Genomic DNA, 12,755 nt, shown 5'->3' with positions numbered 1-12,755 from the left:
TTTACTCCTATATGGACTATTACCGTTTATAGCAATGTATTATTTAATATTCAATTTATACGGGGTAGTGAAAGATTCTGATAGTCCCAGCCGTTTTGGTATACAGATTACAAAGACAAAAAAAGTCTTCGCGTGGGTAATCTATTTTGGTTGTTTATTATTAGTATGCTTGCTCATCTATTTTCAGCAAGCGCTGAAATCATTAGTATAAAATGAAAGGACGTAAATTAAATCATGACCAATCTTTCTCATTAAAGCTCACATGATAGCAAACGCTATAACAAACAATCTAATATGGGGTGGTGGTAATTAGATTTATAAAATAATGTCAGGAATAAATAACGACTATGATTCAATACAAATATATTATTATTGTTATCGTATCCATTGTAACTGTTATTCTGGGATCTGAACTATTACGAAGAAAGGTAGGTAGTTTTGCAGGATCTTACCCCTTTGCTGAAAAGTGGAAGATCGCCGCTCCAATAGACAGTGTTAAAAAAGTGATAGTTAAGTTGAAAAACAGTGAGCGAGAACTTTTTCCTACGCAGGACTCGTTACAGTTCGAAATTGATCACACAGGATACTATTCGAAGGTAGATTTTTTCTACGAGGATAGTGAAGAGGTTGTGCGAACACTGCTCAGAGGAAGAAAGAGCGGCGAAACAACGTTAACCCTAGTTGAGTTTGTAAAACGCGATAACGGTGAGATAAAGAAAATGAATAGAGATTTTAATTATTTTGAGAATAGGAAGGAAATGAAAAAGTTTGAACGACTGATTTATGATAAAATTATCGAAAAACTGCATAAAAATAACAATAGACCAAAAACAATAGCTGTAAAAATGTAGGGTTTTCTGGATAAGCTAATTTCTTCAGAGTCGATGTTTTCGAGGGGAGTGTAAATTGAACTGTCAATTTACACACCCATCCATATCGTACGCAACACGGTAAAATCCCGGTACTCTTCCGAACAACTTGCGAATAAGTAGCGAACCAAGTATAAAGAAAGAGTAAATGAAACTCCCGCAAAATTCGTAAATTTAGCCATCAAGCCGTTTTTGAAGCACACCATGACAGATATCGAACAACTCTTGCAGCAGATCAGGAACTTTCGCGATGCCCGCGACTGGCAGCAGTTCCACAATTCCAAGGATCTCGCCGTCGCCCTCAGTATAGAAGCCTCCGAGCTACTGGAACTATTCCTCTGGAAAGGCAACGAAGAAGCCGATCCCCAAAAGCTCAAAGAAGAGCTGGCGGACGTACTGATGTACGCCCTTTTGCTGACCGATAAGCATGGACTCGATATCAAACAGATCATCGAAGACAAGATCAAACGCAACAACGAGAAATATCCGGTTGACAAAGCAAAAGGAACAGCCAAAAAATACAATGAACTATAGCCACATATGGATAAATATAGTTTAGCGGAGATTAGCATCGTGCCGGTAGACCCTAGTGGAAAGCTGGCCGATATGGAAGATAAGAACCTTGATTTTTATCGCAGCGCATTAGTGTATCTACTTAACGACAAGAAATCTGTCTATGTAGGCGAGACAGTCAGTATCCTTGATAGGCTAGCTAGCCACAATCAAGATAGCACCAAGAAAGCACTGCTGAATCGACATGCCATACATTCCAGCTACTTCAACAAGTCTGTCACACTCCACTTAGAGTCTTTCCTGATCAATCACTTTTCTGCCGAAAAATCGCTAAAGCTTTTGAATGCCAACTTGGGCAACGGCAGCCATTATTATCATCATAAGAAGGAATACGAATCGCTCTTCCCGTCAATCTGGCGAAGGCTGCAGGAGCTCAAAATAGCGAGAACTTCTTTTGAGGAAATTATAAATAGTAATATCTTCAAATATTCTCCATACAAAAGCTTAAATCCCGACCAGCAGCAGGCCGTACTCGCTATATTGGAAAGTCTGGTGTCCGATCAACGAGGAGCATTCGTCCAGGGCACAGCCGGTACGGGCAAAACAATCATTGCGATCTATCTGGTCAAGCTACTGACCACACCCATAAGCCATTTTGAACTCTACGAGATGGAAGATGACTTTTCCAAGCAGGCCTATGCGTTGCTCCTCCAATACCGTGAAAAGAACGGTATTACCGCGGCGAACGAGGCAAAGATCAAAGATCAGATAGCCATTGTCGTAGCCATGACCTCATTACGGGGTACCCTGCAGACCGTCTTTTCCGCTGTTCATGGGCTAGAAAAGAGTATGGTCATTTCCCCGACAGAACTTACAAAACGTAACTATAAGATTGTCCTAGTAGATGAAGCTCACCGACTACGTCAGCGAAAAAACCTATCAGGATATGGCGATTTTGACAAAAGCAATCAACGGATGGGCTTAGAGAAACAGACGGGCACCGAGCTAGACTGGGTCATCAAGCAATCCAATAAACAGGTCTTTTTTTATGACCATAACCAATCTATCCGGCTTACGGATATTCCGTCCAACCGTTTTGCGGAGCTTAAAGATTCGGGTATTTATGCGTATATACAGTTGGCAACGCAGGTACGGTCAAAAGGAGGGGATGAGTTTACTGATTTCGTACATCGGTTATTGGAATGCGAATTAGCAGAGGGCGAGCGATTTGAAACCGATGAGTTTGAGCTCGAGCTGTACGACAGCTTTGTCGATATGCGGAAGCAGATCTTCCACCGTGAAGAGGAAGGGCGGTTGGCTAGACTGGTGGCGGGCTTCAGCTGGGAGTACAAAACCAAAGCTACGAAGAACCGCCATTTGATCGATATGACGATCGAAGGAGTTGACCTGCGCTGGAACTCGAAAGCCGTCGACTGGATCAATTCCAAAAATGCGATTAATGAAGTCGGGAGCATCCACACCGTGTTTGGTAATGACCTTAATTATATCGGTATCATTTTCGGACATGAGATAGATTATGATTCCCGCGAAGGTAAAATCGTTGTCTACCGAGATCGTTATAAGGACAAGAACGGGAAGAACAGCACGAGTGATACGGAGCTTCTGTTTTATGTAAAGAACATCTATAAAAGTTTTATGATGCGTGCGGTGAAGGGTGTCTATATTTATGTGTGCAATCCTGCCTTACGAGATTATCTGTCACAGCACATGAACGTTGTCGGACGACCAGAAGGCAAGCCGAGCACCGTTGATATTGTCGACCTCCCTTCAGAACATACCATTCCTTTTTACGATCTTGAAATTGCAGCGGGCACGTTTTCCGAATTGCAACAGGCAGGAGATATCCAGTATATAAAGTTGGATGGTGAAACTCTAGACCCCTCACGTTATTTTGCCTGTAAAATAATAGGGGAGTCCATGAACGAGATTATCCCCAACGGATCAATTTGTCTGTTCGAAAGATATGAAGGAGGCTCCCGAAACAACCAGATATGCCTTGTAGAGTCCAGTAGTTTTATAGACCGGGATTTTGGAGCCAACTATACGATTAAAGCGTATAGAAGTGAAAAAACAGTGAGCGAAGAAGGGTGGCAGCATCAGGAGATCACGCTGCACCCCAAGTCTACCGATTTGTCTTACAAACCCATTGTTCTGCGCGATGAAGAACTTTTAGATTTCAAGGTGATAGGGGTTGTAAATCGTCAGCAAAAAGGGGACACGTTATTTTAAAAACTTAAGGAGTGATTTCCACAAAAAATACTAGATTTAATTATGGGAACACCAAAGAAAAAGAGTACGGAATCATTTGTAAAGGATATTCGCAAACCACAATCCCACATGGATACCTGTTAAGGTAGATCTAGGAAAGTCGTTTGATTTGGATAGCGAGATGATAGAGCGTCTATCAGATCTACAGAGGAATTACACTATCTCGTAATCGACGATGCATTGGAAAATATCCGGGAAGAAGATCTTATTGGGAGTGTTTGGATATAAAAGATTTTTGTAAATTTATGCAAAACTAGCAGTATAAGCTATGAACCTAACACAGAGACTGGAAATATTCGGTGCATTCTACCGATTTGATCGTAATAGTTATCCGTTCGAAAAAGACGTTAAGCGCATTATATTGCGAAATGATGCACTTAGAACAGGTAAGATAGATCCTTACCGGGAGTACCTATCTGAATGCTATCCCGAACTGGAAAAGAAGGAAATGGAGCGGTTTCACCTATCTTTTATAAACTTGATGCAGATATCCGGGGTGGCAGCGCGTGAATTGTTCGAAGATTATCAAGTTAATAATACCGTGTGTGACATCATCTGGACTGATCCCGAATGCATCCATTTACCGCAGAAGCTATCTGATGATGACTTGTGTCGTGCATTGCAAACTGATGAAGAGTATGTTTTACAAAACGTAGATCCATTTATAATTTCAGAAAAAAAGGAATTGTGGGTTGACATGTCGGATTTGTAAGTGCCCCCCTTTCAAAACATTGATTTTTAGTGTGTAGATTTGGGGCATAAAAAAATATAATCTATATGGGAAAAACTGTTAGTCTAAAACTGTTAAAGCATTACAGTCCATTTGGAATAGTTGCAGCCCTGTCCGATAATAAGTTGGAAAGCAGCGACAAATTAATGTATCCAGTCAGTTTTGATATAGGGGAATTAAAGAAGCTTCGAGAAGCATTCACCATATTTAATATTAAAGACACAGCTGATTATAATACGATATTTAGTATATATGAGGACTATGTTTCACTGTTCTTTAAAATTAAGCGGTTTGGTGATAGCCATATAGAAATTATTGCTTTAAGAGATACACAACCAACAGACAAGGAATGGGAAATATTTGAGGAAAGGTATCGGGAATATTTTGAAAAAGAGTAGGCTTGGTAGTGTAAAGCGAACTGTGTCACAGAGTTTTCCACATTAAAAAAGGCAGCTATTGCAGCTGCCTTTTCCTAGTTTCTATCACTTACATGATATGCGGAATGGGCTGTAGTCTAAGCGTAAGCACCATTTTTACAATGTCCTTTAAGAGGTTAATTGCCTCCAGCAGGAGTTTCGTCATTAGCAACAAGTGTAAAACTTTTTGCGAAAACTTTTCCAAAATTTGGTTAAGTTTGACGTGTAATTTGATAAAGAGTACATTCATTTATCGTATAAAATTACCGTTAAAAAATATGAGAAAGCCTAATGTTACAGCATTGGGCTTTTTCGTTGCTTGGTGCTCCTTGACCGTGTATTACAAATATCCAACATTTAAATTCTGAGCGGTAATGATACTTTTTAACATGATTAACAAATAGGAAGAATAAACCGCGTTCTACGCTTGTTTTCTTGTGTAAAGTATTGATTTATAGAGTTTGGTGTGAATGTTGATAACTTTAAAATACGTTGTACAGGTAAATTACAGAGGTATACAAAGAACGGCGACTTATGACTCAGGATGATGCCGACAGCTGGGAAAAATGGTAACAGAACTGCGAATAGCCATAACTTTCCGGATAGCAGGCCCGGTACTCTTCCCACAGAAGTTTACGTGTTACGCCGACCTTGTCCAGTTCTTCCTCAAAGTAGCGGAGGCGTTCCTTTAGATATTCATAGCGGGGATCGCGGTATGCCGGATTGCCAGAATGGAGCAGCCCTTCCAGCACGGGGTCATCTACCGCCAGCAGTTCCTCCATATCCAGCCTGGCCTCGCCGATCTTGTACAGGTACGACTTTACCATATTCTTGCTTATACCTAGGCTGCGTGCTATCGATTTGATCGCATAGCCCTGCTTGTGCAGCCTGATCATCTGTTTTATTTGACTCATGGGGCTGGGTTTTCCGGCCATTGGGTATTTTTTTCCCAAATTAAACCAAAATCAGAACCTTATAAGGGGTCAATTTGCCCCAGAATCTGATAACGGATGGACGCCTGAGGGGTCAGCATCTGCCGGAATGCCATGCGATTATCGCTCACAATCGAGCTTTACATCCCTAAACAACCGCCGGAACTGTGGGATCAGCTTACTCCGGTGTATGCAGTTGTTATCTCTTCTTACTGGTCAAGCAGTTGAAGCGGTCTGTATTTTTTTGCAGATGTACCATTTTTGATAAAATCGGAATATTCATATAGGTAGATGTTTCTATCTTTATCAGGTAACTGCATGTAGCTTTTCAACGTCTTGGAATCAAATATAGTAGTAGATCGCTCAACGGTAATATATTGAAACCGTTGTTGACGGGTTCTTTCCTTGTAAGCATCTATAAAAACAATCACGCATAATAAAATACACGTCCCAAAAATTTCTTTAAAATATTTCATAATTTAATCATTACGTTAACCATCGTGGGTGCCTTAAAAATGAAAAAAGAATTTCCACTCCTAGAATTGACCTAGGGTTGTTTGTCTGATTCAATCCGGTCAACAACTTTTTTTAACAATTCGTAGAAAGCGAAAGAATCAACATTTGGATTATAATATAATACATAGACCTGAAAGGTTTCGTCATCCTTGAAATGTCCTAAAACGTGATTATAGCTTTCTTTTAACAAAATTGCGCTGATTATCTCGCTAAATGCTTCTTGATTATTTGGACTGATGAATATGTCTTGAATCTTCCGCTGACCCAGTTTCGTTTCAACTTCGCGATCTTTTAAGTTTTGATGCTTGTGGATACTACGGTTCGATTTGTGCCAGTCATTTCGGTCAGATGATGCCAGCTGTTACGGTTCAAAAGGTGCCATTTTAGTTTGATATTTAAGGTTACCGTTACGGTTCGAATGGTGCCAATATCAATGAGGGGCTTTTACAGAACAGGTTTGTTTAAGGGAACTATTACGTTTCGTTTTGTGCCACTATAAGAGATCAAGAAACTACCTTGCCGCTTGAAAAAAATAGAGCGACATGGCCCACATCCTTGATCCGATGGACTTGAAACAAATAATTACATTACACCTTGACGGAGCGAGCAACCGAAAGATAGGCTCGACGCGTGGGATCTCCCGTAATACGGTAAACAATTATATGCAGCTGTTCGCAGCAAGCGATTATTCACTGGATGAACTGCTTGGGATGGATACAGCAGGGCTATCCGAACTGTTTTCCTCGCATACGACCGTAGATACGGCACGGCACAACGAACTGATGCTTTACTTCGAAGGGGTGAACAGATCGCGGGACCATCCCGGCTTCACGTTCCTGCACCATTACCAGCAATACGTAGCCCAGGCCCGGGAACCGTACAGTTATACACAGTTCCTGGAACACTACCGCCGTAAATATCCGCGCGAAAAAGGCTCGATGAAACTCGATCACGTTGCCGGCGATGAGATGTTCATTGATTTTGCCGGCAAGAAGCTCCATATTACCGACAGGGAAACGGGGGCACTTACCCCGGTGGAGGTATTCGTAGCGATCCTTCCCTGTAGCCATTACACCTATGTGAAGGCCTGCATGAGCCAGAACAGGGCCGAGCTGATTGCGTGCTGCGCAGATGCGCTGCACTTTTACGGGGGCGTCCCCAAAGCGATCGTTTCGGACAACCTGAAGTCTGCGGTCAACAGGGCCAGCAGATACGAAGCGGATATCAACAGAAGCTTCAAGGACTTTGCCCGCCACTACAACTGTGTGATCAGCCCCACACGGAGATATTCCCCACAGGATAAGGCCCTGGTGGAGAATGCCGTACATCTGGCCTATCAACGTATCTACTACCCCCTGCGGGAGATGGTCTTCTTTCGCTGGAAGACCTCAACCGGGAAATCGGCATACTGCTACAGGGATATAATAACCTGCTGCTGCAGCGCAGGGAGTCCAGCCGGACTGAACTTTACCAGTCGGTCGAGCGGCAGTATCTCAAACCGTTGCCCGGTACACCTTATGAGCTGAAGGATTATAGGAGGGCGAAAGTACAGAAGATGGGCTATGTCTATTTTTCGCCGGACAAGAGCTATTACAGCGTTCCCCACCGGTATAAGGGCAAGGAGACGCTGATCCATTACACAGCGGGCAGGATCGAGGTATTCCATAACCATCAAAGGATAGCGCTGCATCCGCGTAACCCTGTCAGGGGAAGCTATACGACCCAGAAAGACCATCTGGCCAGCACGCACCGTTTCTACGCCGATTGGAACCCGGAGTTCTTCAAAAGAAAAGCTGCGCGGCACGGCGAACATGTGGTGGGATGCGTGGAAAAGATACTGGCATCGCAGGAGTATCCCGAGATCGGTTACAAACGTGCGCTGGGGGTCATCCAGCTATACCGCGCCTACGGGTCCCAACGTCTCAACGATGCCTGCAAAAGGGCACTCGATACGGATGCCTGTTCGTACACGCGCATAAAGAATATCCTGAAAAATAATATGGACAGGATGCCACAGCCGGAACAGAGTGCACCCCACATCCCTTTCCACGACAATATACGCGGCGCTTCCGCTTACGAATGACAGTAACAGGTAAAACATAAAAATGAACAATCAGACAATTGAAAAACTGCGGAGCCTTCGCCTGGGTGCGATGGCCCGCTTACATCTGGAACATGTCCAGCAGAACAGGTTTGGGGAGATGACATGTGATGAATATCTCTCCCTACTGACCGACCACCAATGGGAAGACAGGGAAAACGCAAAGATTGACCGCCTGCTGAAACAGGCTGCCTTCAGGCAGAATGCCAGCGTTGCGGACATCAGTTACTCAGGCGATAGAAATCTGGACCGAAATATGTTCGCCAGGCTCGCTACCCTTGACTTTATCTCCCGGAAGGAGAATATCATTGTATGCGGAGCTTCCGGTACGGGAAAGAGTTACCTGTGCCAGGCATTGGGGCATCAGGCATGTATGACGGGGACAAGGACGTTATATGCCGTTACTGCAAGGATCTTTAAAAAACTGAGGTTGAGCAAAGTAGACGGAACTTACCTCAAGGAGCTGGAGAAACTGACAAAAGTGGACCTGCTTATTCTTGATGACTTTGGCCTGCAGGCGTTCGATATCCAGGATCGGGAAACATTGATGGACATTATAGACGACCGACATGCTAAAAGATCAACGATAATATCCTCTCAGATCCCCGTATCGGCCTGGTACGAAGTTATCGGTGGAGAAGGAACGATTGCCGATGCCATATTGGACCGGATCGTCAACTCTTCACACCGCATAGACCTTAAGGGCCAATCGCTCAGAAAAGGAATATTGAAACAGGAATAATAATAACTTTTTTATATAATTGTATGATCTTTTATAGTGGCACGGTTTGACCGAAATCGCTGGCACGGTCCCTCCGAAATATCCAGGAATTGGCAATTAAACAAAAAGCACAGAAAATAATAGGGTCCAACTGGGTGCATATCCTCCGGAATCGCTGTTTATGTAGATCAAAACAACGGTTATCGTTCCTTTTCTGGGTGCACATGCTCCGGAATCGTCCCGGATCTATACCCCGATCCACCTGCTGGGTGCATATCCTCCGGAATCACGACGCAGCAGCTCCGAATTTCTCCCTAAACAGCTCCCTTTACGCTGTTTTTGGGTGCATATATGCCGGAATGACAGAGATATCAGCTCCTTTTCAGCCTGGATTAACAGCCGGATATTGGGTGCATATCCTCCGGATTATGCAGAGAAACTATAGAATCACTTTATGGAGGCGCTTTTCTTCACATTAATCATACGTTGTATATTCGCTTCGATCATATCACGTTTTTCGATTTTGATAATCTAAGAGTCGCTGTTTCCCCGCAGTTGATGCATATATTCAATCAACTTAACCGCCCGAGCGTTAAGGAAAAGGTGTGGTCCTATCAAAGTGGAGATGGTTTGGTTAATTACTTTGATATCCACCCCGACTTAGTTACTAAGCTGAAGAGAGCATTAGACGAGGACGATTGAGCCCACATTGCAATACCCATTGACACAATTATTTTACGCTCATAAAATTGTTATAATTCTAATGTTTAATCTCAATCATTTCTAATATTTTTTAATAGTAATTTAGTGTGTACATACGGATTAATTATGTGTTAAAGTATTCTATCACCTTCTGAAAAAGAGGGGGCGTGTAGTCTTTGTCGGCTTCACTTATTTTAAAGTAGTGATTCGCAAGCTTAACTTTAAAATGAGAATCACTCATCCTTTCAAGCAGCTGATCTTTGTAATCAAGAGCTTCCAATGATAAGGGTTTAAGTAACGATTGTTCTGTCTTAACTCGACTCGTTATCGCATCAGTATTTTGCCCAAATTTATCGAATATTTCACTCAATTCTCGACTCTCTTCATTTTTGATAGTCGTTTTCAAAGCATTGTAAAAGAGAGTTGGATTTAGGCAATCTTCTATTTCGGTGGGGATATAGTCGCCTCCGACTGTCAATTTATTCAAAGTAACCTCTGTGTTGGAGTTTTGGATTCGACAAATTTTTAGCTGGTTTTCTATCTGAGGAGAATATAACTGTGTCGTTCTTTGGCTGACATCAGAGTCAATTAAGCACAATACCTTTGAATTTCTCAAGATTCCTTTTTCAACCTTTTCGTTGAAAGGGGCGAATAAGTATTCATATATTTTGATAACATTTCCACATCCACCCACTGGTAGAATAACCAAGTCTTCCACTTTATGACCGACATATCTTTTATGATACAAAGCATCATCCGACCCTTCTATGATCAACCACTTTGTATTGTCTGATTTTATAGACGATATAATTGTAGATACTAATTCGAAAAAACTTTTTAAATCAACATCATCTGGGAAATCTCTACGTTTCTCAAGATAATTAGTTAATGAAAAAGAAGAAATTTCAGCTTTAGATCCGCTCTGTATAATATTTAAAGTGCCGTTGTTTAGCGTTGGGATTGCACCGTACCAATGGGTTGTCAACAAGACCTGTGTATTTTTCTGCTTAGACAATTCCTCAATTCTCTTGAACTGACTAAAGCATTTCGATACGTGAAGGGAGGCTTCGGGTTCATCGATTGCTAGTAAGACCATCCCTTTTTTATTCTCGTTTTTAGCTATAAAGGCATTTGCAATATCGATTAGAGCTACCCTTTGTTCACCAGAACTCAGCTCAAAAATTTCCTTGCCATTCTTTTTCAATGTTCGGATGGAAAAGTAAGCTCTCAATATATGTTCTCTTAAATCGGATGCTGTAAGGTTTTTTTTGTATCCATCTTCTACTTTATACGAATAATCTGGATCAATATATTGTATATGATCATTTATCTCGTCCATAAAGTCGTTTAACGTAGAGTTAATGATGGTAACCAAATCAGTCATTGCTTTTTTGGGTTTAGAGCTAAATTTTTTCTCCTTTAATACTTTTTCGATGGTTTCAAGAATATTCTTGTTCATCAATTTTTGCATTTCCGATGCCTCCAATTTAAGTACGTCATTCGTCTTAGCCTCGACCGGAATATATATGTAAGTATAAAGTTTTCTGAAAAAATTAAGAACCCTATCTGTATTATAACTAGGAACCAATTCATTTATTTTGTTTTTTAGCTCGTTATCGAAGGAACTGCCAAAATACGCTTTATTACGATCTTTGAAAGTAATGCCTATAATGATTAAATAATACTCTTCGCGAGAAATATTCATCGCGTTCCGAATACGTACAAATTCTTTAAATTCTTTATTGCTGCTCTCTTCTAAATTAAATAAAAAGCTTGATATACAATCTAGGGCTTCCTTATCCTCGGAGGATAGATTCAGTAATTCTTCGACCGCTGTTCGCCGGACTAAAAATAAGGGGCAAATAAATGTTTGATCTTGTTTTTCATTCTTTGTTTTATTCCAGTATCCACCATTAAAAAATGTATCTAATGCCTCTAATATCGAAGATTTGCCGACCCCATTGTTTCCAACGAACATAGACATTCGATTTACTACTTGGTTAGTAATGGGGATGTAGTTGACGTTATTATAGCTTTTATAGTGCCTTACTGATAATCCTAAAATCATATTTAGATTTTTTGATAAATAATTTAATTATTGCTGGCGGTTCATTAGTATTACTTTAATACTTGTCTTCAGTGATGTCAGTAATCATTCCAATCAAATCTCTAAATTTTGTACAAATCAGGCCGGAGGACAGCTTTTCATTGAAAATTTTTGCCGAATTTTCAGTCGAATTCCAACCAAGAGATACGTATTCTATATTAAACGTAACACGTTCACCAGAAGAGTCCTTTTTGATTCCATAGGGTAGGTTAATTCCTCTTGCCGTCGCAGCTCGCAGTCCCTTGAGAGATAACTCAGTATTTGTCGGAATTTCTTTTGTTGTTCGGTTCTTCATAATTGTGCTCTTAGTTAATCTCTAAGATAGAGAATTTTTTATTACGATTCAAGGAATTTAGATAATGGTCGGAAATGGGTAATCCCCTCGTCTTTTCCCGGGTGGGCTTCTTTGCCATCTGCAAAAAACATGACGTAAATCCCTTCCAATGGCTAAAATACACGTTGGAAAATATCATGTCCATCAACCATAAAAAACTGAAAGACCGCTATCCCCAGAACTATAAACAAATTATTGAGCAATCAAATATGTAGTTCGTAGGGCGGATACGTGTATCGACCAAAGTGATATAGAGTTTACAGGTTATGAGGAACTAATGACCCGCAAAATGTGGGTCTTTCTTTCTTTAGTTTTAGATCTAAATTTTCCCTCAATATACCTCATCAATTATTTTCATTGCTTCTTTATGGCAATCGTTTTCGTCCTCGAATGTTTTAATGTAAAAGTAAAAGAGTGCAATGCCAAACTGAGGAAGCTCTAGAAATATAAAATCATTGATCGTGTGAAAAAAGTGAAAACCTCTATTTGATGTCTTAAAAACGACCAACGAATTTAAATGCCTTT

General features: G+C 41.1%; 12 protein-coding genes and 2 pseudogenes. 11 read left to right on the top strand and 3 right to left on the bottom strand.

Annotated elements, in window-relative coordinates; translation table 11 throughout:
• The first annotated feature begins 347 nt into the window (after positions 1 to 347).
• From C5749_RS05690 to C5749_RS05670, 5 genes are all read left to right on the top strand, one after another.
• Positions 348 to 851 (top strand): hypothetical protein, encoded by a 504-nt coding sequence (locus tag C5749_RS05690; RefSeq protein ID WP_105723821.1) that lies wholly within the window; start codon positions 348 to 350, stop codon positions 849 to 851.
• A gap of 222 nt (positions 852 to 1,073) precedes the next feature.
• Positions 1,074 to 1,403, top strand: a complete 330-nt coding sequence (locus tag C5749_RS05685) for a nucleotide pyrophosphohydrolase (protein ID WP_105723819.1) — start codon at positions 1,074 to 1,076, stop codon at positions 1,401 to 1,403.
• A 6-nt stretch (positions 1,404 to 1,409) separates the two neighbouring features.
• Positions 1,410 to 3,632, top strand: a complete 2,223-nt coding sequence (locus tag C5749_RS05680) for a DNA/RNA helicase domain-containing protein (RefSeq protein ID WP_105723817.1) — start codon at positions 1,410 to 1,412, stop codon at positions 3,630 to 3,632.
• A gap of 307 nt (positions 3,633 to 3,939) precedes the next feature.
• Positions 3,940 to 4,383 (top strand): hypothetical protein, encoded by a 444-nt coding sequence (locus C5749_RS05675; protein WP_105723815.1) that lies wholly within the window; start codon positions 3,940 to 3,942, stop codon positions 4,381 to 4,383.
• A gap of 65 nt (positions 4,384 to 4,448) precedes the next feature.
• Complete coding sequence (locus C5749_RS05670; protein ID WP_105723813.1) at positions 4,449 to 4,799, top strand: hypothetical protein; 351 nt, start codon at positions 4,449 to 4,451, stop codon at positions 4,797 to 4,799.
• A gap of 557 nt (positions 4,800 to 5,356) precedes the next feature.
• On the opposite strand, the gene C5749_RS05660 is transcribed toward C5749_RS05670, so the two are convergent.
• Positions 5,357 to 5,752, bottom strand: coding sequence for a helix-turn-helix domain-containing protein (locus C5749_RS05660; RefSeq protein ID WP_105723809.1), 396 nt, complete (start codon positions 5,750 to 5,752; stop codon positions 5,357 to 5,359).
• A 1,055-nt stretch (positions 5,753 to 6,807) separates the two neighbouring features.
• Between C5749_RS05660 and istA the strand changes: the two genes are divergently transcribed.
• The 5 genes and pseudogenes from istA (at position 6,808) to C5749_RS19495 (ending at position 9,789) form a co-directional block, all read left to right on the top strand.
• Positions 6,808 to 7,791 (top strand): IS21 family transposase, encoded by a 984-nt coding sequence (gene istA, locus C5749_RS19815; protein WP_245893632.1) that lies wholly within the window; start codon positions 6,808 to 6,810, stop codon positions 7,789 to 7,791.
• A 29-nt stretch (positions 7,792 to 7,820) separates the two neighbouring features.
• Positions 7,821 to 7,928, top strand: a pseudogene (locus tag C5749_RS19920) (hypothetical protein); the annotation flags it as partial.
• 162 nt (positions 7,929 to 8,090) lie between these two features.
• Positions 8,091 to 8,348: a hypothetical protein gene (locus C5749_RS19810; protein WP_245893631.1), complete on the top strand. Its 258-nt coding sequence runs from the start codon at positions 8,091 to 8,093 to the stop codon at positions 8,346 to 8,348.
• A gap of 22 nt (positions 8,349 to 8,370) precedes the next feature.
• Entirely contained in the window at positions 8,371 to 9,108 is a 738-nt protein-coding gene (gene istB, locus C5749_RS05645) for an IS21-like element helper ATPase IstB (protein ID WP_105723805.1), read from the top strand.
• A gap of 537 nt (positions 9,109 to 9,645) precedes the next feature.
• Positions 9,646 to 9,789: a hypothetical protein gene (locus C5749_RS19495; RefSeq protein WP_181151289.1), complete on the top strand. Its 144-nt coding sequence runs from the start codon at positions 9,646 to 9,648 to the stop codon at positions 9,787 to 9,789.
• A 124-nt stretch (positions 9,790 to 9,913) separates the two neighbouring features.
• On the opposite strand, the gene C5749_RS05640 is transcribed toward C5749_RS19495, so the two are convergent.
• The gene (locus tag C5749_RS05640) at positions 9,914 to 11,857 is read right to left on the bottom strand and encodes an AAA family ATPase (RefSeq protein WP_105723803.1); all 1,944 of its coding nucleotides are present in this window, start codon (positions 11,855 to 11,857) and stop codon (positions 9,914 to 9,916) included.
• A gap of 55 nt (positions 11,858 to 11,912) precedes the next feature.
• Positions 11,913 to 12,191, bottom strand: coding sequence for a hypothetical protein (locus tag C5749_RS05635; protein ID WP_105723801.1), 279 nt, complete (start codon positions 12,189 to 12,191; stop codon positions 11,913 to 11,915).
• 107 nt (positions 12,192 to 12,298) lie between these two features.
• Here C5749_RS05635 and C5749_RS05630 point away from each other — a divergent pair.
• Positions 12,299 to 12,445, top strand: a pseudogene (locus C5749_RS05630) (transposase domain-containing protein); the annotation flags it as partial.
• Positions 12,446 to 12,755 lie beyond the last annotated feature (310 nt).

This window comes from Sphingobacterium gobiense (assembly GCF_002980575.1).
Classification (GTDB): domain Bacteria; phylum Bacteroidota; class Bacteroidia; order Sphingobacteriales; family Sphingobacteriaceae; genus Sphingobacterium; species Sphingobacterium gobiense.
The sequence above is the reverse complement of the archived record's forward strand: the minus strand, read 5'-3'. Positions and strand labels throughout refer to the sequence as shown.